The organism is Steroidobacter denitrificans, from assembly GCF_001579945.1.
Taxonomy (GTDB): domain Bacteria; phylum Pseudomonadota; class Gammaproteobacteria; order Steroidobacterales; family Steroidobacteraceae; genus Steroidobacter; species Steroidobacter denitrificans.
On the sequence record NZ_CP011971.1, the window covers coordinates 3268155 to 3291457 of the forward strand.

At 61.4% G+C, this 23303-nt stretch carries 22 protein-coding genes, 1 tRNA gene and 5 pseudogenes; 15 read left to right on the plus strand and 13 right to left on the minus strand.

Annotated features, from left to right (window positions below; translation table 11 throughout):
* Positions 1-140: 140 nt before the first annotated feature.
* Together azu and ACG33_RS14605 are read right to left on the minus strand one after the other, a co-directional pair.
* Positions 141-602, minus strand: coding sequence for an azurin (gene azu / locus ACG33_RS14600; protein ID WP_066922279.1), 462 nt, complete (start codon positions 600-602; stop codon positions 141-143).
* Positions 603-799: 197 nt separating this feature from the next.
* A complete protein-coding gene (locus ACG33_RS14605; protein WP_210399103.1) occupies positions 800-1228 on the minus strand; it encodes a PAS domain S-box protein in 429 nt (142 codons plus the stop codon).
* Positions 1229-1480: 252 nt separating this feature from the next.
* Here ACG33_RS14605 and ACG33_RS14610 point away from each other — a divergent pair, with 252 nt between their 5' ends.
* From ACG33_RS14610 to gcvA, 6 genes are all read left to right on the plus strand, one after another.
* Complete coding sequence (locus ACG33_RS14610) at positions 1481-2338, plus strand: TetR/AcrR family transcriptional regulator (protein WP_066922283.1); 858 nt, start codon at positions 1481-1483, stop codon at positions 2336-2338.
* Between the two features lie 31 nt (positions 2339-2369).
* On the plus strand, positions 2370-3917 hold the full coding sequence (locus tag ACG33_RS14615) for a TolC family protein (RefSeq protein ID WP_066922285.1): 1548 nt from the start codon (positions 2370-2372) through the stop codon (positions 3915-3917).
* 2 nt (positions 3918-3919) lie between these two features.
* On the plus strand, positions 3920-5083 hold the full coding sequence (locus tag ACG33_RS14620; protein ID WP_066922287.1) for an efflux RND transporter periplasmic adaptor subunit: 1164 nt from the start codon (positions 3920-3922) through the stop codon (positions 5081-5083).
* Positions 5080-8160 carry an efflux RND transporter permease subunit gene (locus ACG33_RS14625; protein ID WP_066922289.1) on the plus strand — a complete coding sequence of 1027 codons (3081 nt, stop codon included), beginning with the start codon at positions 5080-5082 and terminating at the stop codon, positions 8158-8160. Before ACG33_RS14620 ends, ACG33_RS14625 begins: the two co-directional genes overlap by 4 nt.
* Positions 8161-8396: 236 nt before the next feature.
* Complete coding sequence (locus tag ACG33_RS14630) at positions 8397-9527, plus strand: trans-sulfuration enzyme family protein (RefSeq protein ID WP_066923539.1); 1131 nt, start codon at positions 8397-8399, stop codon at positions 9525-9527.
* 229 nt (positions 9528-9756) lie between these two features.
* Positions 9757-10710, plus strand: a complete 954-nt coding sequence (gcvA, locus tag ACG33_RS14635) for a transcriptional regulator GcvA (protein WP_066922291.1) — start codon at positions 9757-9759, stop codon at positions 10708-10710.
* Between the two features lie 75 nt (positions 10711-10785).
* Here gcvA and ACG33_RS14640 read toward each other — a convergent pair whose 3' ends face one another.
* Positions 10786-11763 carry a glutathione S-transferase family protein gene (locus tag ACG33_RS14640; protein ID WP_066922293.1) on the minus strand — a complete coding sequence of 326 codons (978 nt, stop codon included), beginning with the start codon at positions 11761-11763 and terminating at the stop codon, positions 10786-10788.
* A 326-nt stretch (positions 11764-12089) separates the two neighbouring features.
* On the opposite strand from ACG33_RS14640, the gene ACG33_RS14645 reads away from it, so the two are divergent.
* On the plus strand, positions 12090-12458 hold the full coding sequence (locus ACG33_RS14645; RefSeq protein ID WP_066922297.1) for a GIY-YIG nuclease family protein: 369 nt from the start codon (positions 12090-12092) through the stop codon (positions 12456-12458).
* Here ACG33_RS14645 and ACG33_RS14650 read toward each other — a convergent pair.
* The 5 genes from ACG33_RS14650 to ACG33_RS14660 form a co-directional block, all read right to left on the minus strand.
* Entirely contained in the window at positions 12430-13416 is a 987-nt protein-coding gene (locus tag ACG33_RS14650) for an LLM class flavin-dependent oxidoreductase (protein WP_066922299.1), read from the minus strand. The two genes, ACG33_RS14645 and ACG33_RS14650, sit on opposite strands and share 29 nt — an antisense overlap.
* On the minus strand, positions 13371-13538 hold the full coding sequence (locus ACG33_RS17135) for a DUF2726 domain-containing protein (protein ID WP_407696503.1): 168 nt from the start codon (positions 13536-13538) through the stop codon (positions 13371-13373). The genes ACG33_RS14650 and ACG33_RS17135 overlap by 46 nt, the downstream gene beginning before the upstream one ends.
* Before the next feature lie 49 nt (positions 13539-13587).
* On the minus strand, positions 13588-13806 hold the full coding sequence (locus ACG33_RS16865) for a DUF2726 domain-containing protein (protein ID WP_157071817.1): 219 nt from the start codon (positions 13804-13806) through the stop codon (positions 13588-13590).
* 21 nt (positions 13807-13827) lie between these two features.
* Positions 13828-15354 (minus strand): Fic family protein, encoded by a 1527-nt coding sequence (locus ACG33_RS14655; protein ID WP_066922301.1) that lies wholly within the window; start codon positions 15352-15354, stop codon positions 13828-13830.
* Positions 15355-15449: 95 nt separating this feature from the next.
* A complete protein-coding gene (locus ACG33_RS14660) occupies positions 15450-15791 on the minus strand; it encodes an AlbA family DNA-binding domain-containing protein (RefSeq protein ID WP_237392732.1) in 342 nt (113 codons plus the stop codon).
* 108 nt (positions 15792-15899) lie between these two features.
* On the opposite strand from ACG33_RS14660, the gene ACG33_RS14665 reads away from it, so the two are divergent.
* Together ACG33_RS14665 and ACG33_RS16825 are read left to right on the plus strand one after the other, a co-directional pair.
* Complete coding sequence (locus tag ACG33_RS14665; protein ID WP_066922305.1) at positions 15900-16163, plus strand: type II toxin-antitoxin system ParD family antitoxin; 264 nt, start codon at positions 15900-15902, stop codon at positions 16161-16163.
* Positions 16163-16369, plus strand: a pseudogene (locus ACG33_RS16825) (type II toxin-antitoxin system RelE/ParE family toxin); the annotation flags it as partial. The gene ACG33_RS14665 and the pseudogene ACG33_RS16825, both read left to right, overlap by 1 nt.
* Positions 16370-16740: 371 nt before the next feature.
* Here the strand turns inward: ACG33_RS16825 and ACG33_RS15915 are convergent.
* Positions 16741-16854, minus strand: a pseudogene (locus ACG33_RS15915) (transposase domain-containing protein); the annotation flags it as partial.
* Here ACG33_RS15915 and ACG33_RS16620 point away from each other — a divergent pair.
* The 3 genes from ACG33_RS16620 to ACG33_RS14680 all read left to right on the plus strand — a co-directional run bounded on the left by ACG33_RS16620 (position 16848) and on the right by ACG33_RS14680 (position 17683).
* Positions 16848-16994, plus strand: coding sequence for a hypothetical protein (locus ACG33_RS16620; protein WP_210399105.1), 147 nt, complete (start codon positions 16848-16850; stop codon positions 16992-16994). The pseudogene ACG33_RS15915 and the gene ACG33_RS16620 overlap by 7 nt on opposite strands.
* A gap of 70 nt (positions 16995-17064) precedes the next feature.
* On the plus strand, positions 17065-17394 hold the full coding sequence (locus ACG33_RS14675; RefSeq protein ID WP_066922308.1) for a type II toxin-antitoxin system RelE/ParE family toxin: 330 nt from the start codon (positions 17065-17067) through the stop codon (positions 17392-17394).
* Positions 17387-17683, plus strand: a complete 297-nt coding sequence (locus tag ACG33_RS14680; RefSeq protein ID WP_066922310.1) for a helix-turn-helix transcriptional regulator — start codon at positions 17387-17389, stop codon at positions 17681-17683. The genes ACG33_RS14675 and ACG33_RS14680 overlap by 8 nt, the downstream gene beginning before the upstream one ends.
* 105 nt (positions 17684-17788) lie before the next feature.
* On the opposite strand, the pseudogene ACG33_RS17140 reads toward ACG33_RS14680, so the two are convergent.
* Positions 17789-17983: pseudogene (locus ACG33_RS17140) on the minus strand (antirestriction protein ArdA); the annotation flags it as partial.
* 140 nt (positions 17984-18123) lie between these two features.
* Between ACG33_RS17140 and ACG33_RS14690 the strand changes: the two are divergent.
* Positions 18124-18744: pseudogene (locus ACG33_RS14690) on the plus strand (integrase core domain-containing protein); the annotation flags it as partial.
* Between the two features lie 44 nt (positions 18745-18788).
* Here the strand turns inward: ACG33_RS14690 and ACG33_RS14695 are convergent.
* A tRNA-Arg gene (locus tag ACG33_RS14695) sits at positions 18789-18865 on the minus strand.
* A gap of 153 nt (positions 18866-19018) precedes the next feature.
* Here ACG33_RS14695 and ACG33_RS14700 point away from each other — a divergent pair.
* Positions 19019-19552, plus strand: coding sequence for a c-type cytochrome (locus tag ACG33_RS14700; protein ID WP_066922312.1), 534 nt, complete (start codon positions 19019-19021; stop codon positions 19550-19552).
* 94 nt (positions 19553-19646) lie between these two features.
* Here ACG33_RS14700 and ACG33_RS14705 read toward each other — a convergent pair.
* Both ACG33_RS14705 and ubiK read right to left on the minus strand, forming a co-directional pair.
* Positions 19647-21138: pseudogene (locus tag ACG33_RS14705) on the minus strand (YifB family Mg chelatase-like AAA ATPase).
* A 66-nt stretch (positions 21139-21204) separates the two neighbouring features.
* Positions 21205-21492 (minus strand): ubiquinone biosynthesis accessory factor UbiK, encoded by a 288-nt coding sequence (gene ubiK / locus ACG33_RS14710; RefSeq protein WP_066923542.1) that lies wholly within the window; start codon positions 21490-21492, stop codon positions 21205-21207.
* Between the two features lie 532 nt (positions 21493-22024).
* Here ubiK and ACG33_RS14715 point away from each other — a divergent pair.
* Positions 22025-23245, plus strand: coding sequence for an ammonium transporter (locus tag ACG33_RS14715; RefSeq protein ID WP_407696504.1), 1221 nt, complete (start codon positions 22025-22027; stop codon positions 23243-23245).
* Positions 23246-23303: the final 58 nt, after the last annotated feature.

Sequence of the window (23303 nt, forward strand, 5' to 3'; positions counted from 1 at the left end):
ATCAATCCAGGCCGAATCCATCAAGGGATCTTGATGCCGACGGGTCGGAACTCTCAGCCCGGATCTAAACGACATCGAGGCATTGACGATCTCACGGGGCGGCAACTCGCAGCCGCCCCGTGATCGTCGTCAGGATCGAATCACTCGAATTTGAACTTGCCTTTCATGACCGCCCAATGCCCGGGGAAGGAGCAGAAAAAGGTGTAATCCCCTCCCTTCTTGAGGGCCGCCGTGGAAAACTTGATGCTCGTGCTCTCCCCACCGCCGACGAGTTTGGTGTGCGCCAGCACACGTGCATCGCCCTTCGGCACATAGTTTGCGGCCGGACCTGCGGAAGCACCCGCGGTCGCTACCGCCTGGAAGGCGGATGTTTCCGTCAACACCCAATTATGCCCCATGGCCGCAACCGGCAGTTTACCCGCGTGTTTGAGCGTCAGATTGACCTCGGTGCAATCTGCAGCTACGGCGATCTCCGCCTTGTCGAACTTCATCCGGTCATCGCCTTCGATGGTGACATCGCAGGTCTTGGCCATGGCCATCGAGCTGACGGCGGTCAGCAGGCTGGCGGCAATCGCAATGCGGGCAGATCGTGAATTGAGCATGTGAACACCTCGGTGTGGGAAATGAGTTCTGATTCTACGCGGTCTCGTGTGCATTGCCGGGACCGACGTCTTTGCATTCAAGACTGAATATCCACCTTCATAATCGTACAAGACACCTGCGGCCATCTAATCGCAGGTTGACTGAATGCCGCGTGAATGCGTCATTCACCCGTACCACGACCGGCAGGAAACGCAACTCAGCGGTTCGCCGCCTCCAGTGCCGCCAGCCGCTGACGCAGGGAATGCTCCTCCTGCCATCGCTGCGTCTCATCTCGAACCGTCGCCACGATCAGCCGGTCCTGTCCGGCAGCGGACATCAAAGTCACCGTGAACGCAATGGACAAGGTATGACCATCCTTGTGCACAGCCGGGACACGCAATACATCCGCACCATACTTCGTGACACCCGTGCGCATCACTTGGGCATAACCTTCCGCATGCCGCCGGCGCAAACGTTCCGGAATGATGATATCCAGGGCTTGCCTTACGGCCTCATCACGGCCATAGCCGAAAATGCGCTCCGCCGCCGCATTCCAAAAAACGATCGAGCCCACGGCGTCTGCCACAATGATCGCATCCGCCGCTGCTTCCACGAACTGATCTGGATCAAATAATGAACGATTCAATACTGCTCCCTTTGCTTGACATCCCTCAGTCCAGCGCTCTTTTTCACGAGGGCTCCCAGTATCGATCGATGCTCTGGACGGCGCATCCGCAAAGTCCGCGGCCTTCATGCGCCGCGCCGATACAAGCCCCGATGGATGGGATACCGCCATTCGACGGTAATTCTCCGCCATGGGGCGACGGCATTCAGCAGCCTATTTATAGACATCCATATATTTATTGACATACCGTCAATGAATAAATAGCATTTCAGAATGTCTTATATCGATAGGCGTCGACAGGAGGAAAAAGACCGCCGGCGCAATGAAATCGTCACTGCGGCCGAAGAAATGTATCTGGAACTGGGTTGGGATGCGGTGACGATGGACGGTATCGCGCGCCGCGCAAGGCTCAGCCGCGCCCTGGTGTACGTGTACTTCAAGGACAAGCACGATCTGCATTTCGCCATCGTCCTGCGTGCTCTGGACATTTTGCGCGGGCGGTTCGAAACCGCTATCGGCCAGGCGTGCACCGGCCTCGAAAAGATCGAGGCGATCGGGCGTGCCTACTTGGCTTTCGCTCAGGAATACCCGCACTATTTCGCTGCCTGTGCGCGCCTGGAGGCCCAGGCTCCTCACCCATCCTCGAGTCCGCCCACTCCAGCCGCCCCGTCGCCAGGCAGCCAGCCGCCTGTACATCGCCTGCAGGACGCCTTCGCCCCGCATACGCCGATCCAGGTTTCATCTTCGCGACTGCAGACCCAGGCCGCCGCCGTTGTCCAGACACCCGAGAACACCGGCGTCGATCCACGGCAGATCTCGATGTTCGAAGCGAGCCGGCCGATACACGAAATCGTGGTTGCCGTGCTTGGCGACGGCCAGCGCGACGGCACGATTCGCCAGGATATCGGTGACCTGGTGGTGACTTCACATGTGTTATGGGGATTCACCCACGGAACGATTCAAATTGCGATTACCAAGGCCGCGCAACTAGCCGAGGCGGGCATCAGCGCGGCACGGCTGATCGAACACGCCGTGGCCCTGACCCTGAAGATGCTGACGAATACGCAAACTTCTCGCCCCGTTGACCTGTCCTTCGCGGAATCCGGCCACGAAACGTTCACCGATCCCTGACGGAATTCAACATAAACGACGATCAAGACGGATGAATACCGACATCCGCCGGAAAAAGAATCCCGCACAGCCTGCCGGAGTGCACATGCCCCACCGGCGCATCGGACCGATACGACCGCGCACCCCCCTGTATGCAGGCTGTATCATCGCCGCGCTTGGCCTCCTTGCAAACCTCCGCCCGGCGAATGCCCAGGATGTGCGAACGAATGCATCGCGAACGGCGGCACCGTTCACGGGCGAGCAGGCGGTCTTCGACCAGCAGCTCGAGCGCTATGTCGCGCAAGGACTGCACAGCAACCTCGCCTTGCGCGATGAATCACTCGAGGTCGAGAAGGCCGTGCAGGCACTCGCTGCCGCCCGCGCCCGATACCTGCCGGAGCTGTCATTGCAGGCGCGCTACACACGCGCCCAGGGCGGCCGTGAATTCGAGATACCCATCGGCACGGCGCTCAACCCCGTGTACTCCACCCTCAACGACCTATTGGAGGCGCAGGACCAGCCCGCCCCATTCCCTCGCATCGAGGATACGACGGTAAAATTCCTGCGCAGCGAAGAACAGGACACTCGTCTGGTCGCGCGCCAGCCCCTATATGCACCTGCCCTGCCCGCCGCCGTGCGCGCCCAGCGCGCCCTGCTGGACGCGCGCCGTTTCAATCGTATGGCACTCGCCCGCGCCCTGCGCCGCGACATCACCCTCGCCTACATCGCCTGGCTCAAGGCGCGCAACTCCAGCGGTATCGTGGCTGCCTCGCAGGCATTGCTGAGCGAAAACCTGCGCGTCAACGAGTCGTTGTACAAAAACGGCAGGATCACCGAGGACCAAGTCCTGCGCGCCCAGGCGGAATTGCTCGAAGTGCAGCAGCAACGAAGTGAAATGGACAATCTCACGACCCGGGCACGGAGTTTGTTCAATTTCCTGCTGAACCGCGACTTGCGCGAGCCCATCATGCCCAGTGCCGCCCCCGCCAACCCTGCGGCAACAATCGCCGCTGTGGAGTTGCTGTGGTCTGCAGCACTGGAACGCAGACCGGAAATCTCCCGTCTCGAGGAACTGCGTCAGGCCAGTGAAGCGCGATTAAACGTCGCGCGCAAACAAAGATGGCCGGTCTTGTCGCTGGGTCTGGACGCCGGCACGCAGGGCGAGGAATACCGCTTCGGCGACGGCTACAACTTCGGCACCGTCTCGTTGATCTTCACCTGGAAACTGTTCGACGGCGGCGGCGACTCGGCGCGCGTGCATCAGGCGCGCGCCGAGCAACGTCAACTGGTGCTGCGCCAGGAAGGCATTGCGCAACAGATTCGCCTGGAAGTGCAGCAGGCTCATGATCGCCTGGTCAGCGCACATGAGTCGCTCGCCACCGCCGAGGCGCGTAGTCAGGCTGCACGTGCCGGCTTCCGTATCGCCAGCCGTAAACGCGACGAAGGTGTCATCAATCAGGTGGAATTCATCGACGCTCGCAGTGCATTGACCCGTGCCGAACTCAATTTGAACCTCACCCGCTTCGAGGTGCTGGAACGCCGCGCCGAACTCGAATATGCGACCTCGGCAGGCGACATTCCGCTCGATCCTGGAACCTGATCATGCATGACGACATCGATTCCGTGGCGGCGCCGTTCGAGCATGCGGCGACTTCATTCGCCGGCCGGCAACGACGGCGGAGTATGCCGGGGGCGTTGATGCCGGTGATAGTGGGCGTCGTCTTGTCCCTGTCCGGCTGCGGGCGCGATGCGACATTGAACGACGCAGCGGAAAGTACGCCAGTACGTGTTGTTCTTGCGGCCACCGGCCCCGCCACTGCGACGATACGCTCGCACGGACTGATTGCGAATCGAGACCAGGTTCGCCTGGCGTTCAAGATCAGCGGCATCGTCCGTGAAATCACCGTCGTGGAAGGCGCTCAGGTCCGTCGCGGCCAGAAACTAGCCGTGCTGGAACAGACCGAGATCGATGCGCAAGTGGAACAGGCGCGCCAGGAACACGACAAGGCACAACGGGATTTGAACCGCGGAAAGCGCCTGCATGCCGATCAAGTCATCAGCCTGGAACAGTTGCAGGATCTTCGCACACGGGCGGCGATAGCCAGGGCCGCACTCAAGACGGCACGATTCAATCGAACCCATGCGGTAATCGTCGCACCACGCGATGGCACCATTCTGCACAAGCTGGCTGAGGAACGCGAGATGGTATCGGCGGGCGAACCCGTCTTGATACTGGGCACGCAGGACGAAGGCTACATCGTGAATGCCGGCCTGGCCGACCGCGAGATCGTGCAGGTGAAATACGGCGATGTCGCGCAAGTTCGCCTGGATGCCCTCCCGGAAGCGTTGCTCACCGGCACGGTGACCCAGATTGCCGCTGCAGCGGATCCATCCGGCGGTCTGTTTCGCATCGAGGTGTCGCTCGCGCCGAACGAATTACCGCTGCGCAGCGGCATGGTTGCCCGCCTCGCAATCGTACCCTCCTCCGCGCATGCCGGCGAGCGGGTCTATGTACCGATCGGTGCGATCATCGAAGGTCGCGGCCACGATGCGCATGTTTTCGTGCTGGAACCTGGCGAAAAAAACACAGCCGGTGCGCAGGCGCACCGCCGCAAGGTTCGTATCGCCTTCATCGAGGGCGAAGAAGTGGCACTCGCCGACGGCTTGTCCGCTGGTGAACATGTGATCACCGACGGAGCCGCCTATCTCGAGGACGGTGCCGCCGTTTACATAGTCGGCCCGGAGTCTCCGGGAGCCGCTCCATGAGTTTTCTGGAGTTTCCGATACGACGCTACCAATTCACCCTGGTGGCATTCGCGATGCTGGTGGCGCTGGGCATCACCTCATTCCTGAACATCCCGCGCCAGGAGGATCCCTATTTTCCCTTGGCCGCGTTCCAGATCACCGCCATCTACCCGGGCGCCGAGCCCCAGGACGTGGAACGCCGGATCGCCAAGCCGATCGAGGATCGCCTCAGCGAATTAGACGATCTCAAGTCGGTGGAATCGCACAGCAAGGACGGCGTCGCCGTCATTCTCGCCGAGTTTTACAGTCTCGTGGACGCGGACAGGAAATACGACGAAGTCGTGCGAGAGATCAATGCGCTGCGTGTACTGCTGCCGCCGGAGCTGGCGAAGCTGGAAATTCGCAAGATCAATCCTGGCCTGGTCAACATTGTGCAATTTGCTCTGGTTTCCGCAGATGCGTCCTACCGTGAACTCGAGGATCAGGCGCGCAATCTCAAGGACACACTCAAATCTGTCGATGGCGTACGTACGGCCGAGACCTGGGCCTATCCGCCACGGGAGCTGCGCATCGCGCTGGACCTGCCGCGCATGGCCGAGTTGCAGCTGAATTCGGAACAGGTACTGCAGGCACTGCAAGGCGCCAATGCGAACGTGCCAGGCGGCTCGATCGACATCGGCAGCCGCAATTTTACCCTGAAGACCTCGGGAAGCTATAAATCCTTGGAAGAAGTACGCGACACGGTCGTGGCGGTCACGCAGCACCGCATGGTACGAGTTCGCGATATCGCCGAGGTCAGCTGGAACACTCAGGAACATGGCTACGTCGGCCGCTACAACGGACAGCGCGCCGTATTCGTCACTGCGAATCAGAAGGACAGCTACAATATCTTCGGCGTTCGCGATCGCATCCTGGAAGCCGCACAGCAGTTCCAGGAGCAACTGCCCAGGCATATTCGCCTGGAACTGGGTTTCGATCAATCGCGCAACGTAGCCAGTCGTCTCAATCGCTTGTCGGCCGATTTCGCCATCGCGATCGCACTGGTTGCCATCACCTTGTTGCCGCTGGGTCTGCGCGCTGCGGGTGTGGTGATGATTTCCATTCCGCTGTCGCTCGCCATCGGCATCTCGATATTACATTTTCTAGGTTACTCGCTGAATCAGATCTCGATCGCGGGTTTCGTCGTGGCGCTAGGCCTGCTGGTGGATGATTCCATCGTGGTAGTCGAGAACATCGCCCGCTTCCTGCGTGCCGGCCATTCACGCGTCCAGGCGGCCGTGCTGGCAACGAAACAAATCTTCCAGGCCATCGTCGGCTGTACAGCGACGATCATGTTCGCGTTTCTGCCGCTGATGCTGCTCACCGGAAACGCCGGCAAGTTCATCCGAGTGTTGCCGACGACCGTCGTGGCCACCGTCGCCGCATCCCTGCTCGTAGCTCTGACGATCATTCCTTTCCTGGCCAGCCGCATGCTGAGCGGACACCAGGCGCCCGAGGGAAACCGCGTATTGCAGGCGCTGACCCAAGGTATCCACCGGTTTTACCAGCCGCTGTTGCATCGTGCGCTGGCGCGCCCGCGCTGGACGGTGTGGGGCTCGCTGGCGGTCTGTCTTGCCGTGATGCTCATCGTCGCCGGCATCATCGGCTTCAGCCTGTTTCCGAAGGCCGATACACCGCATTTCCTGGTCGTGGTCGAGACTCCCGACGGCAGCAGCCTGGCCGAAACCGACAAGGCGCTGCGCTTCGTGGAAGCAAGGTTGCAGGACATGCCGCAGGTGGATTGGTTTTTCACTAATCTGGGGCATGGCAACCCCCAGATCTATTACAACGAGATGGGGAACGAAGGTGACGCCAGCTATGGTGACATATTCGTCAGGCTGACATCCTATGACACCCGGAAAACACCTCGCTTGCTGGACGAACTTCGCCAAAGACTCGCCCACTACCCGAATGCGCGTATTTACGTGCGGGAATTCCAGAACGGTCCGCCGATCACCGCGCCGATCGCAATTCGGGTCATCGGCCACGATCTGGATAGGCTGTATGCACTGGCTGCGCAGGTGGAAAAACTGGTTGCCGCGACACCGGGGACGCGTGACGTGGAAAACCCGGTGCGCATCCAGCGCACCAACCTGAAGCTGGAGGTGGATGCCCAGAAAGCGGCTCTGCTCGGCGTCTCCACGGCAGAACTCGATCGCGCCACACGTCTTGCCGTCGCCGGTCTTCCTGCCGGACGTTATCAGGATCTGGACGGCGAACAATATGACATCGTGCTGCGCTCACCCATGAATGCTCGAGCGAGCCTCACGGCGCTGGAACAAGTGCGTGTAGCGACTTCGACCGGGCAAACCTTGCCGCTGAGCCAGTTGGCAGACTTGCAATTCAGCGCCGCGCCTACGCGGATCCATCGCTACAACCGCGATCGCGCCGTGGTGATCAGCGCGGAAGTGCGCAGCGGCTACAACACCGACAAGGTCACCGGTGCCGTGCTGCAGCGACTGAACCAGATGGAATGGCCGCGCGGCTATCACTATGTACCGGGCGGCGAATTGGAGTCACGCACCGAAAGCTTCGACGGCCTGCAATCGGCGACCATCATCGCCCTGCTCGGTATCATCGCGGTCCTGGTACTCGAATTCGGCAGCTTCAAGAGCACGTTGATCGTGCTCACCGTCGTACCGTTCGGTATCGCCGGCGGTATCGTCATGCTGGCACTGACGGGTTATTCCATTTCGTTCACCGCCACGATCGGCTTTATCGCGCTGCTCGGCATCGAGACCAAGAATTCCATTCTGCTGGTGGATTTCACCAACCGTTTACGCGCCGACGGCGTGCCGCTCGACGAGGCGATCGAACGGGCGGGAGAGATCCGCTTTCTGCCCATCCTGCTCACCAGTGCGACCGCGATCGGCGGCCTGATGCCGCTGGCGCTGCAAAATTCCGGCATGTACTCGCCCTTGGCCTGGGTGATCATCGGAGGATTGATCTCCTCCACCTTCGTCGCTCGCATCGTCACGCCGGTGGTCTACAAGCTCATTCCGCCGGCGATCGCAATGAATCCGCACCGGGGCTTGGCGGACACTGCCGTCCTTCGATAGTCCGACCCGCTGGAATACTCGACCCTGCGTTCTTACCGGCGACGAAGCCGAACGTGAGGTCGTGCCGCTTGCCGACGCGGCGTGAGACGCTTCGATGAGGTTCGGCCTGGCAGTTGCAGGCCGGAGATCCACCTGCAGACGACAGGCCTGCAGAACAATCATCCAACGGCAAACCCCACTGCCGACCGCTGCTGCGAGGTTTACACTGACCAACCTCAGTCAGCGGGAGACCAGTGTTGAAAATCGAGACCATGGCGGTGCGGGTCGGGCGCGAGGTGGAGTCCACGACGGGTTCGGTGGCGCCGCCGATGTACCTGAGCACCACGTTCGAGCGCGACGCCGATGGCGCCTTCTCGCGTGGCTATTCTTACGCGCGATCCGGCAACCCTAGCCGGCGCGAACTGGAGGCGTGCATTGCGGCGCTCGAAGGCGGCGCGGAGGCGGCGACATTTGCATCGGGTTCCGCCGCCTCGCTGGCGGTGTTCAGCCTGCTACGGCCCGGTCAGCACGTACTTGCGCCTATCCAGTCGTTTCACGGCACCGCCACCCAGCTGCGTGAAATCATCGCACCCTACGGCATCCAGCATACCTTTGTCGATATGATGAATCTCGATGCCGTCCGTGCCGCGCTGAGGGCGAACACGCGGCTGGTATGGATCGAGACCCCCTCCAATCCGATGCTGAATCTCAGCGACATCGAGGCGATCGCAGCATTGGCGCATGAACGCGATGCGATCGTCTGTTGTGACAACACTTTCGCGACACCGATCTGGCAGCGGCCCCTTGAACTTGGCGCCGACCTGGTGATGCATTCGAGTACGAAGTATTTCGGTGGGCATAGCGACCTCGTGGGCGGCGCCGTCGTCAGCCGCGACACGGGGGAACTGGCGAGCGCTCTGCGCTATTATCAGGAAACCGCCGGCAACATACCCTCGCCATTCGACTGTTGGCTATTGAGGCGTAGCCTCACGACGCTCGCCTGTCGCGTGCGCACCCAGACCGATAATGCAGAACGCCTCGCCTCGTTCCTGAGTACGCATCCGGCGATCGAGCGTACCTTCTATCCCGGCCTGGAATCACATCCCGGGCATGCACTTGCGCGCCGGCAAATGCACGGCGGATTCGGCGCCATGCTGTCCTTCTGCGTGCGCGGTGGCCGCGACCAGGCCATCGCCATCGCCGCACGCACACGGTTGTTCACCCGCGCCACCAGCCTCGGCGGCGTGGAATCGCTGATCGAGCATCGCGCCTCCATAGAAGGTCCGCATTCGGTGACGCCGCAGAATCTGCTACGCCTGTCCGTAGGACTCGAAAACGCCGAAGACTTGATCGCCGATCTGGAGCAGGCACTGCACGCTCCGGCCTGAGAATTCTGATGAACACTTGCCGGCGATCCACTCCCGCCGGCCACATCCATGGGCGTCTTCAATGTCCTGGCTCGGAGCCGAGCTGTCGGCGGGTGGTTCGATCCGCCGAGCCTCAGGCCTTTGCAGGCATGTCGGCAGTCCGGATACCCACGTCTTATATAATTAATATTATCTTTATATACTCACCGGAATAACGTATTAATACTATGAATTAGTAAAATTATCCTTAATGATGAATGATCCGGCGAAACTTCCTTTGAACGCTTTGCGGGCATTCGACGCGGTCGCCTCCCATCTGAGCTTCACGGCGGCGGCACAATCCCTGAATGTCACCACCGCCGCGGTCAGCTCCCATATCAAGTCGCTGGAAGGGTTTCTCGAAACCCCCTTGTTCATCCGCCACAGCCGCAGCGTGCGCCTGACGCCGCAGGGCGCCCGCCTGCTGCCGGGTATCCAGCGCGGTCTGGCCGAATTGACGCGCGCGGTCGGGCAACTGCGCCAGGATCTCAGCAGCGGCCTGCTCAATATCAGTCTGCTGGGTTCCTTCCTGCAGCAATGGCTGCTGCCGCGCCTGGGCGATTTTTACCGGAAGCATCCGGAAATCGATCTGCGCTTCAACAGCAGCCGGGAGCTGATCGACTTCATGCAGACCGATTTCCATGCCGCGGTCCGTTACGGCGGCGGCGAATGGCCGCAGTTGCGCGCCGAGAGGATGCTGGATGACTGGGTGTTTCCTGTAGCCAGTCCCACCCTGCTGGAGACGCTGGGTCCGATCGAGACCCTGGGAGATTTGCGCAAGTATCCCCTGCTGCACAGTACCCACGAACCCTGGGTGGACTGGCTGCGGCGGGTGGGCGGAGACACGACCCGCCTCGAGGGAGGACCGATGCTGGACGATTCGGCGTCGGTACTCGCGGCCGCCGAACAGGGTCATGGCCTGGCGCTGGCGCGCTGGTCGCTGGTGGCTGGCGATCTGGCCGCAGGGCGGCTGGTGCGCGCCAGCGGACAAAGCGTGCGGCAGCATCATGCCTATTATTTCGTGGCGCCGGCACATCACTTCGAACTCCCGAAGGTGATTCGTTTTCGGGATTGGCTCGGCGAGGTATGCCGCCGATTCGAGCCCCCGGAGGGCGAGCGCCTGGAGCCGCTGCCAGTCTCGCAGGAATCGGCTGCGACCCACTGATCGGCGCGGTCCTGCCGGGACACTGCAGGACTGGTGCTACCGTGGCATTTCGCCGGCTACGGATCCGATCGCCCTTCAAAGTACCCCACGGCCGTGAGAAGCGGCGAAATCCGGAGCGGGTCCGATAGGCACCACGCCGGTGGGATTGATGGTCTGATGGCTCTCGTAATAATGGCGCTTGATATGCTCCATGTTCACGGTTGCCGCGATACCGGGAAGCTGGAAAATCTCGCGCGTGAAGCCCCAAAGATTGGGATAGTCGACGATCCGGCGCCGGTTGCATTTGAAGTGGCCGTGATAGACCTCGTCGAAGCGTACGAGCGACGTGAATAAGCGGATGTCGGCCTCGGTCAGTTGCTTACCCAGCAGATAGCGCTGGTGCGTCAGGCATTCCTCCAGCCAATCGAGCGTCTCGAACACTCCGGCAACCGCTTCGTCATAGGCTGCCTGGCTCGTCGCAAAACCTGCCTTGTAAACCCCGTTGTTGAAACCGTCGTAAACCCGCGCGTTCATCACGTCGATTTCCGCGCGCAGATTCACCGGATAATAATCGCCCGGCTTTGCACCGATCCGATCGAAGGCGCCGGTAAGTACCCGGATGATCTCGGAGGATTCGTTGTTGACGATGGTACGTCGTTCCTTGTCCCATAGAATGGGTACGGTGACACGCCCGCTATAGTCCGGCTGCGCAGCCGTATAGACCTGATGCAAAAAGCGGGCGTTGTGCAAACTGTCAGGAATGACGCCGGGGCCTGCCGCGAAGGTCCAGCCATCCTCACGCATCAGCCAGTGCACGATCGACACCGAAATCATGTCCTCGAGTCCCTTCAGCGTCCGCATGATGAGAGCACGATGCGCCCAGGGGCAGGCGAGGCTGACATAGAGATGATAGCGGCCGGGTTCGGCCTTGAATCCGCCCTCGCCGCCGGGGCCTGGGGAACCGTCAGGCGTGATCCAGTGACGGAATTGGCTTTCGCTGCGAATGAAGCGGCCGCCGCTCGCAGCCGTGTCATACCATTGATCATGCCATTGACCGTCGATCAGAAGTCCCATCGGGAGTGTCCTCGCAAGTTACAGACGAACTACGACTCGTCGGCGATCGGCACAGCACCCTTGACGTACGATGCGACCGATGACTATCGAAGCTGCGCGCATTATGAACGCTTAGACCGATTGCGAGGCACATGACGCTTTCGCTATCATAGGTGAATAAGCCGAGCACGACGGCTGTTGAGAGTCGCAGATATAAGGCACGGCCTCTCGCGGAACCTCACCTCCAGCGCAATTGAATTGAATAGAGCCGTTCAGCCTGCGAACACAGACACGCCTCGATGTCCCGCAGGCTCATCCACGGTCGCAGGGGCGGCAGTTGATCGACGATGAATGCACGCCCTGCCGTCAGCTATCAACTCGTGATCGAGGTCACGCGATCTCTGCGCGTACGCGTGGGGCGGCTCGGCACCTTCGAGTTCGCAGCCGGCGTCTATGTGTATACGGGATCGGCAAGACGGAACATCGAGGCACGCATCGCGCGGCATGAGCGAAAGAGCAAGCCGCTGCGTTGGCACATCGATTACCTGCTGGCAGCACGAGGCGTGAGGATACTCAGGGTCGTACGCTCAGGCTGCGCAGAGTGCGCGTTGAACCGGGCGACGGCGGGACAGATCCCAATCGCAGGCTTCGGCGCATCGGATTGCCGTGCGGGCTGCGGCAGCCATCTCAGGTATCTCGGTGTGCAGCCTGGGTGACTGAGGCATAGGCGCGCAGGCGCGGCACGACGTCGGTGAAGAGCCGGTCGATCATGGAACCCGGCTCGGCATCACCGGTCGCGGGACACAGGATGAAGTGGCGCGCACCTGCATCGTAAAACGCACACAGCCGCTCGAGAACCTCGTCGGCCGTTCCGGCAGCCGCCACACGCTCGATCATGGCGCGAAAGTCCTGCGCATAGTTGCCGCCGAGCGACCGTGCCGCCTGCTCGCGTGCCAGACGGCCGTCCGTGCCGACATTGCAGAACACCCAGACGTACCAGCCGAAGCCATCGAGCGCACGCCCGTGGTTCGCCGCGAACTCGCGGATCGAGGTTGCCGAACGCGCATAACGCTCGGGGGAATACAGATACGGGCACCAGCCGTCGCCCAGTGTCGCGGCACGCCGCATGGCCGGTGGCTCCCGGCCGGCGACCACGATCGGCGGTCCACCCGCCTGGATCGGAGCCGGATGAATGCGTACGCTGTCCATCGGATAAAAGCGCCCGTCATGCGTGACCGGCGCACCGCTCCACAAACGGCGGATGAGCGTGATGGCTTCGTCGGTGCGCGGGCCACGCTCGCCGATCGGCACCTGGCATGCACGGAACTCCTCCGGGTACTCGCCACCGACCCCCACCCCGAGGACGATGCGCCCACCACTCGCGCGATCGAGATCGGCGATCTGCTTCGCAACGATTGCGGGTGGATAGAGCGGCAGGAGCAGCACCATCGTGCCGACCTGCACTCGCGAGCTCAGCGCGGCGAGCCGTGCCAGGCCGATCATCGCCTCCGGGCTCCCATTGGGCGCGGCAACATGCCCGCCGGTCCACAGCGAGTCGATCGGGAGCCCTTCGAGCTCGCGTACGGACGGACGGGCGCCAATTGGCACGAAACCGATGTGGATCGAATTCAAGGTCGAGGAAGGATACCTGAGATAGGGGAAGGATACGCGCACAGTGCCGGAATCTGAACTAGCGGAAGAGAAATCGCTTGGCAGAGACCAACGAGAAAGACATCGTGTTCTTGGTGTTGGCGCTGCTGGTGAGTTCTGTCATCAAGCTCGATGGCCGCAACCACCGCAATATCACCTTTTTCGAGCAAAGGATGAAGTCAAGGTGTTTTGCGCTTATACGATGAAGGCGCGCTGCCAAACGCTGCGATCGGACATAGAATTGACGCCGACGATATCGGCCACGCGGACCTTGCCAAAGACCCGATATTCTCCACCGACCGCTTGCTCAAGCATCCCCAGGAAAGAGCGCTCCACAGATATGAACAGCACTTGGTTCTTGTGGTGCGGAAAACCTTCGGTCTTGTGACTCTGTGACTTTAATCTTTGCAGCAAGAACCGCCAGGATGATGGGTCTCAACCCGCTCGAACATCCACCAACTCGGCAAGAAACTTCGCAAAGGGTTTGATGTCGCCATCCACACTGGCGCGTTCCAGCGCGCTCATGTAGTCGGCGCGACGCTCCAACGGCACGATGGTCCACGGATATCCGCCCGAGGCGAACATGAGGTTCATCAGGAACCGGCCCATGCGGCCGTTGCCGTCCATGTACGGATGGATATAGACGAACATAAAGTGGCCGAGCACCACTCGAACCGACGCCTCGGGCTCCCGCTCCAGTAGCTCAAAGAGCGCTGGCATGAGTTCGCGCACAGCCTCGACGGTCGGTGGCGTGTGCATCGAGCGCCGGATGTAGACCGGACCGTTTCGGTATCCAGCCAGATCGGCGGCACGAAGAATGCCCGCCGTCACGCTCGGCCCGAACAATTCGCGGTACCACGTTGCGTGATCCCGGTCGGCGACACGCCCGGCGTTCTCGCTGCTCAAGACCTTCTTGATGCCCTGCTCGACCGCCTGAAACGCTTGCCAATACCCGCGCGCTGCCAGCGCATTGCGGTGTTCCTGATCGCCCTTATCGGTACCGGGGTTCCAGTTGCCTGTACGAACTTTCTCGATGAGGACGGCGCTGACTTTGTAGCCCTCGATGGAGAGGGAGTTATAGGCATCGTCGAGGTAGATTTCTTCGACCTGTTTCAGGTAGGCGGCGGCATCTGCGGGCTGCCCCGGCGCGGTTGGAAATATGCCGCGCACATCCTCACGCATCCGCGCCCAATTCATGCGCATACGGTTAACGTAGGGCGAAGTCTCACGCGCGCTAAACGATACGGGTGAGCGATCTTCGAAAGGATCGCTCTCGCTGACCGTATATCCGGCAGCTTGCATCGCGCCTGTAATGTCATCGGCGATCCGCTCACGGCCAATGTTTCGGAAGGCCGCCGCCAGCCGTCCGGCGATGGTGCTGTGGCCGCCGTCGAGCAAGCGGCTCAACAGGTCCGAGGCATCTAGAATCATGGCGAGCGCCGCTCGCATTTCGGTGGGTCGGGCGGTGAACTGCGCCTGCGAGCACCCCAGCAGTGCAGCGGAAAGCTTGTAGACCCGCACGCCGTCTTTCATGTCCCGGTCGGCGGCGGGCGGCAGTTCCAGACGGACATCGAATATCGACGTGTCGTGAACCAGTCCGGTCGGTTTGTTATTTCCACGCGGGGAGCGCACGAGCAATTGGCGCGGCACGGTCCAATTGCCCGTATGGAGACTGATGGATTGCTCGGGGCTGGCGCACCAATCTTCTGCAAACCGCGACTCTAAATACGACGCGCAGAACGCCCAGAAGGAGGCGTACCACGAGGTACTCTCCCCGGCTGGCTCGTCGGGCCGGAATGAGATGTACCATCCCTTCATCACTTCCTTAATGAACCCGGCCTTGACCAGCCGCTCGCGATGCGTCCGGGTCATGTCACTGGCGCGGAGCGCAACGCGCCCCGCATCCTGAAGCTCCTTCAGGACGGCCAGTGAGGCAGCCAGTTTGTCGGCGGGCGTCGCCATGATCGGTTCCTAAATCAAGGGTTTCGCACAATGCGATATCTAGGTTATTAAGTTCTAATATTTCTAGGTTTTCGTGTCAAGTCATTTCTAGGTTATTACGTAAATACGTATCGAACCCGCGCAGGGCTGGTCAATGGGGGCAAGGGGGAGACGATTTCGATCTCCGGGAGGAGACGCGGCTCGATCGAGTCTGCCACGAGACTTGTAAGCCGCTCCTCGAGATCCAGTAGAGCCTTCACGCCGGTCACGGCCCAGGTGCGGTCTTCCACGCCAATCATGAGCCGGCCGCCGGCCGAGTTGGCAAACGCGACCAGGATGCACAGTACAGGAGCGGGCGAGGAAAGATCTCGCTTGAACATGAAATGGCGCGCCCGAGAGGACAAACTTCGAACTCTTTGCTGGACATGCTGATTGACTGGAATGCCCATCTTGAGCACTGCTTCCAAAGTCCAAGGTCCGCTTGGCCCAAATCAAGGCGGGCTTGCAGTTCAACCATGGGGGCGTATGATTAAATATCTATTATTAACAATTAGTGGATATCAGCCATGCCCACCAGTGTAGCTCTCGGTAATCACTTCGAGGAGTTCATCAAGGAACAGCTTGACTCAGGGCGTTTCAACAACGTCAGCGAGGTCGTGCGCGCCGGGTTAAGGTTGCTTGAGGACGAGGAAAAGCTGCGTCAGATTCGTCACGCGGAGCTCAAGGCAGCAATCCAGGAAGGGATCGACAGCGAAGGCGCCGGCACGATTGAAGAAGTCATAGCCAAAAACCGTGCGCGGCGGCAAGCACGCGCGACACCGAGCAAGTAGTGCGTGTCCGGCTGTCGCGTCGGGCGGAGACGGATCTCATCGAGATAACGGACTTCATCGCTCTCGATAATTCCGAACGCGCCAGTGAGTTTGAAGACGGACTGCTTGAGCACGCCCACAAAATTGCCCAGGCACCGCTTGGCTACGTCGAACGACCAGAGTTGAAGAAGGGAATTCGGTCCTGCGCTCACGGCGCCTACGTCATTTTCTTTACGATCGACGATCAGGGCGTACGCATCGAGCGTATCCTGCATGGTGCGCGCGATCTGGGATCTTCTCGTGACTCAGTCGCGCCTCGAACTTCAGACGCAGAACTTCTTTGATTTTGCGCATGGCACCCCGTTTGGCTGGCATCGGCTCCCCAATCAAAAAAATCGGGCAGCTTAGCCAGAAAAATGTAAGTTCCAGCGCAGAACTGGCTTCATTCCGCTCGAAGATGACCGAGGATTCCGGCCAATGCCGGAAATCGGTCATCTTCAATCGGAATCGCCGGTCACGTTCGGCCGGGACGACCGGCCACGTTCAATCGGAATCAGCGGTCAACTTGGTCCGGAATACGCACTTGCCCGGGTGGCAATCAGTTGATCTCGATCGGCACCCACTGATGCGGTAGTAACGCTGAGATCTGGCTAGCCCGCTGGGTCGGCAGGCGCTGCAGGACGTCCTTCAGGTATCGGTAAGGCGATGGGCCGCCGCCGCACGATCAGCCCGGAGACGGTGGATCGGGCCGTTCTTCTTCTGCGTGACCTTCCGCTGCAACGGGTGGCGGAGGCATTGCAGGTGAACCGCACGACGCTGGGGCGTGCGGTGGAAGAGCGGCGGGCGGCCTAGCAGGTCGCACGGCCGGGAGTTCCCGCTTTGGCGCTTGACAACGAGTTATCAATTATGATAACTTTTGAATATGGCATGGACGATCAGTTTCTTCAGTTCCAAGGTCGAGCAAGAGACGTTGACTTTGCCGAAAGGAATATTGGCGTCGTTCCTTCGTGTCGTGGAGCTGATCGAGGAATTCGGCCCGACGATTGGCAGGCCGCATACCGCGCCCCTCGGCGGCGGATTATTCGAGATTCGCGCCAAGGGTCGCGAAGGCATTTCCCGCTCTGTCTTCTGCACGCTCAAGAGGCAGGAGATTGTGGTTTTGATAACGGTGATCAAGAAGGGAAACACGATCCCGGCCCGCCATATGGATACGGCACGCAAACGCATGAAGGAGGTACAGGACAATGACTAGACCGACATTCGACCAGTTTCGCAAGAAGGCGCTCAGGAAGCCCGGCGTGAAGGCCGAGTACGAGGCGCTCGCCACGGCATTCGAGATGAAGCGGCGCATGATCGCGCTCCGCCGGGCGGCAGGACTGACGCAAGAACAGATGGCGGAAAAACTCGGGACCCGGAAGAGCAATATCTCCCGGCTTGAGAGCGTGAATTCGGACGTGTCGCCCCGCCTCTCGACGCTGGAGAATTACGCCCGCGTTCTCGGGTATCAGCTCGTGGTCGAGTTCGAGCCGCGCGCCCGCTGATCAGTCGCGGCAGCCTGACGGGCAAAGTGAAAAATTGAATGAAGAAAGTGCGAAGCGCTCCGCATCCGGCGTCCATGCCGTAACGCGAAGCGCTCCGCGCAGCGATCAGTGGTTCCAGAAGACGTGAACCTCCTGATATCCGGTTTCGACGGTGAACACGTCGCCACCTAGTTCCATGTCGCGCCCCATCTTTTCGTAGTCGATGTAGTAGCGCAGCGATTCCGGGATTTCGGTCGTCTCTTCCGTCAGTTCCTGTGCGTAGTCCGCGAGCGAGTGATGCGATCCGCAGTAGCTGTTCTTCCACTTCCCCCTATGCCATCCCCCTGCGCCAAGGCTTCGGGCGACTAAGAGGCTTCGGAGGACAGGGTCGTTTCAGTTCTGTCGAATGCATCGCGGCGTCTTCATGCCTGCCGCCCGCATCACAAGCCGTCAACCCCCCCGTCATCGAGGCCTTCCTACGCCTGTTCAGAGAGCGCGGCCTGCCAACAGCGATCAGAAGCGACAATGGCCTGCCCTTCGCAAGCCCCAACGGCCTCTACAACCTCTCCAAGCTCTCCGTGTGGTGGCTGAGGCTGAACATCGCCCTGGAGCGCATCAAACCGGGCAACCCGCAGCAGAACGGCCGGCACGAGCGTATGCACCGTACCCTCAAGGCACAGACCACCCGCCCGCCAGGCATGAACGTCCTGCAGCAGCAAGCCAGGTTTGATGCTTTCATCAGCGAATTCAACGAGGAACGCCCTCATGAGGCGATCGACATGAAGGTGCCCGCCGAACGGTATACACCCTCTCCAAGAGCCTATGAGGGCCTACCAGAACTCGCCTACCCCTTCCACGACCGCGACATCCTCGTCACCGCCTGCGGCCGTATTTGCTTGCATCGAAAGAAGATTAATGTCTCCACCGTGCTCGCCGGTCAGAGACTGGGCATCAAGGAGGTCGACGAGGACATTTGGCTGGTGAGCTTCATGCACTATGATCTGGGATATATCGACCTGGAACAGAGAACCCTACAGACCATCGACAACCCGTTCGGCACGAGGTTGTCACCCATGTCTTAGGTACAGTCTGTTACCCATGTCTCCGGGCTGTACAAGAAATGAGTTGGCGCGCCCGACTGGATTCGAACCAGTGACCCCTGCCTTCGGAGGGCAGTACTCTATCCAGCTGAGCTACGGGCGCCGCGGGAGGAGAGTTTAGAGGGTCCGGGCGCCCGCTTCCAGCAGCCTTTTTCGCCGGCCTCGGCGGCTCGAGTTTATCGGCGACGCGGCCGCCGCTATACTGCGCGCCTCTTCGACAGGCGCTCGTTAAGCCGCCATCTCCTTGGGAGCCGCTGTGACTGCTGATCACGACAAGAAGTTCTACAACACGTTTACGGTCGTCCTGGGCCTGCTGGTCGTGGTCGCCCTCCTGCTCATCGGGCTGGCACGCTTCGTCGGGAAAAAGCAGTATGCGGTGACGCAGGCGGATCCGGCGGTCGAAGCCGCCATCGCCGAACGCATTGCCCCCGTCGCCAAACTTGCGATTGCCGGTGAAGACAATTCCGCGTTGGTGACGCCTGACCAGCCTGCCGAACCCGAGCAACCCGTCCAGCAAGCCGCCGCCCCGGCCGAGGGCACGGCGGGCAAGGAAACTTACAATATGGCCTGCGTAGCCTGTCACGGCGCCGGCATAGCGGGTGCTCCCAAGTACGGCGATGCCGCCGTCTGGGCGCCGCGTATCGCCAAGGGCATGGACACGCTCCACAAGCATGCAATAGAAGGCTTCCACGGCGATGCCGGCTTCATGCCCGCAAAGGGCGGGCGCGTCGATCTGTCCGATCAGGTCGTCATGGACGCCGTCGATTACATGGTGGCCGGCTCCAAATAATCCGGCCGACATAACCCGACAGCCCGCTCCGGCAATCCACTGCAACGATCCTGAGCCGCCGGCGCCGGCTCGATGCGGATTCCTCGAATCCGACTCAGATCCGATCCAGATGACGCAGCGCCATCGCCTCGCTGATCTGCGCCTGATCGATGCATTCGGCGCCTGTCAGGTCGGCGATGGTGCGTGCCACTCTCAGGATCCGATGATAGGCGCGTGCTGACAGTCCCAGGGTAACCGACGCACGCTCCAGCAACCTCAGCGCCGCCGGGGTGGCACGGCAGAAGCGCTCCACCTGTTTTTCGCCGAGACAGGCGTTCGTAATCCCCTGCCGCGCCTGCTGGATACTGCGGGCGCAACTCACTCTTTTCGCCACCGTGGCACTCGATTCCACATCGTCCACCGGCTGCCGCAGCACCCCTGCCGGAACCCGCGGTACTTCCACATGCATGTCCAGCCGATCCAGCAACGGTCCCGACAAACGCGCCCGGTAGCGCCGCACTGCAGATACACTGTCCCTGCGGATCGCCTAGATACCCGCAAGGACAAGGGTTCATTGCAGCGATGAGTTGAAAGGCCGCCGGAAACTCCGCCTGACGGGCGGCGCGTGAAATCATCACAGTGCCCGTTTCCAAAGGTTCGCGCAGTGACTCTAGTACCCGCCGATCGAATTCGGGCAGCTCATCCAAAAATAAAACACCGTGATGCGCCAGCGAAATCTCCCCCGGCCGAGGCCGCGAACCGCCGCCCACCAGCGCCACTGCCGAGGAGGTATGATGCGGGCTACGAAACGGCCTGACACGCCAATTTGCGGCCGGCGTCGGCAGCCCCGCCACACTGCGCACTGCCGCCACTTCCAGTGCTTCCGCCTCCCCTATCATCGGCAGTACACCCGGCAGGCGCTGCGCCAGCATGCTCTTGCCCGTACCGGGCGGACCGACGAGCAGAAGACTGTGCTGTCCGGCGGCGGCGATCTCGACTGCCCGGCGAGCCAGAAACTGGCCACGGACATCACGCAGATCCAGTCCGGGCACAGGCATGAGCGGCGGCGGCGCACCGATCACGGCAGGCAGCTGACACACGCCGCGCGCATGCGCCACGATCTGGCTCAAATGGGTGGCTGTCAGGATTCGGCAACCGGATACGAGAGCGGCCTCGGCGGCATTCGCCGCCGGCAGGAGCAGCCGATGGCCGGCGCGGCTGGCCGCCAGCGCCGCGGGCAAGGTGCCCCGCACGGGGCTCAACTCACCACTCAGGGACAGTTCACCGTAAAGCTCCACTTCGTCCAGGCATCCCTGCGGCAACTGCCTGCCGGCCAGCAGAATCCCCATGGCGATCGGCAAGTCGAACCGGCCGCCCTCCTTGGGTAATTCCGCCGGCGACAAATTGACGATGATACGCCCGCCGGGAAAGTCGAAGCCACAGTTCTCCAGCGCGGCGCGTACGCGATCCTTGCTTTCCATGACTACGGCGGCGGGCAGGCCTACGATCGTGAACCGTGGCAAACCACGGCCCAAATCCACCTCCACCCGCACCAACGGTGCATCCATGCCATGCTGCGCACGGCTCAAGACCGTTGTCATTGTCATCTCGCACTCCCTGCGTTCATTCGTCGTATCCGCCCGGCGCTGCAATCCTGCTACCGGGATCTCGTCTCAGGCTCCAGGTGCCGGAACGTCCTGACTGCCCGAACCGGTCGGCGGCCTGGGGGATGCCTCCAGCGCGGCGAGCCGCGCCTCGAGTGCATCCAGTTTTTCACGAGTACGCCGCAGCACCCCGGCCTGCACATCGAACTCCTGACGCGACACCAGGTCCAGCCGGGACAGCCCCGATTGAAGCACGGCCTTGAAATTCTGCTCCAGGTCACGGCGCATGGCGATGAGACCGGGAGGGGCAGCGGCGGAAAGCCGCCGCGCCAGATCGTCGATGAAACGTGGGTCCACGTCGAAACTCTGAGCTGCTGAAAGAAAAACGTCGGCGACCAATGTAGAACGCCCCGCGCCCCGAGATCAAGCGTGCCCGCATAGTGCATTCGCGAAGTCCTGCCCGCGGGCAAGACGGACGAGATGGTCGGCCCGCAAATGAACCGGCGTCCGTGAATGAAGCGATCCGCTACAGCGCGGCCGCTCCGGCACATCCGGCGCACCAGCCCGGTGCGGCATCACGCCAAGCTGGCGCCGCCACAGTGCAAGCACGGCGCCATCGCCGAGGTATCACGGTGCAAACCACCCTGCCGGAGCGGCATGACGCATGCTGGCATGGAAGATGCAAAACCATTTGCAGTGTAAGTGGTCTCCCAACCACACGACGCCCGTCCACAGGAGAACGACAGTGAAGACGCCTTTGGCAACGAGCCGCCCGTGGGCTCCCACCCACGTCTGGAGCGCGAGCCTGGTCGCACCGGCGTGCGCCGCGCCGACGCTCGCAAGGGCGCAGGAAGCCCTTCCCGTGCTGGATTCCGGGGATACCGCGTGGATGCTGACCGCCACGCTCCTGGTGTTGTTCATGACGCTTCCCGGCCTGGCGCTGTTCTATGGCGGCATGGTGCGATCCAAGAACATCCTGTCGGTGCTCATGCAGTGCTTCGCCATTGCCGGGCTCATCACTCTCTTGTGGACCATCTACGGCTACAGCCTCGTATTCGATACGACGGGCATGCAGGCCGGCGTGCTGAATCCGTCGTCGTTCTTCGGCGGTCTGGACAAGTTCATGCTGTCCGGCATCACGCTGGAGTCGCTCGTCGGAACGGTCCCCGAGTCGGTGTTCGCCACATTCCAGATGACATTCGCCATCATCACCCCGGCGTTGATCGTCGGCGCCTACGCGGAACGCATGAAATTTTCCGCGACACTGCTGTTCATGATCTTGTGGTTCACGATCTGTTACGCGCCCATGGCACACATGGTATGGAGCGGCGACGGCGCGCTGATGTGGGACTGGGGCGTACTGGACTTCGCGGGCGGCACGGTCGTGCACATCAACGCGGGCGTCGCCGGGCTGGTGGCGGCGCTGGTGCTGGGCAATCGCAATGGCTATGGCACGACCATCATGGCGCCGCACAACCTGGGTCTGACGATGATCGGCGGCGCAATGCTGTGGGTCGGCTGGTTCGGCTTCAATGCGGGCAGCGCGGTGGCCGCCGGCTCGGCCGCCGGCATGGCCATGCTGGTCACGCAGATCTGTACGGGCACCGCGGCACTGTCATGGATGTTCGCGGAGTGGATCACTCACGGCAAACCCTCGTTGCTGGGTGTGGTCTCCGGCGCGATTGCGGGACTGGTCGGCATCACGCCCGCCTGCGGCACGGTCGGGCCGGCAGGCGCCCTGGTGATCGGCGTGATGGCCGGTGTACTGTGCTTCTATGCCGCGACGGCGCTCAAGCGCAGGCTCGGTTACGATGATTCACTGGACGTTTTCGGCGTCCACTGCGTCGGCGGCATCGTCGGCGCCGTGCTCACCGGAATATTCGCCTTCCCGAGCATGGGCGGCGTGTGGGAGCCCGCGGAAAGCGCCACGATCGTCGGCCAGCTGTGGATCCAGACCAAGGGCGTTCTGTTCACGCTGGTGTACACGGGCGTGTTGACCTGGATCATCCTGAAGATCGTCGATGCGATCGTGGGTCTGCGCGTGAGCGCGGAACAGGAAGAGGAAGGCCTTGATCTCAGCCTGCACAACGAGCGCGGCTACATCCTGTAGCCCAAGTTGCAACGCCGAGCGGGGCCTGCCAGGCGCGCGAGTTCATGCGCAAGGGATG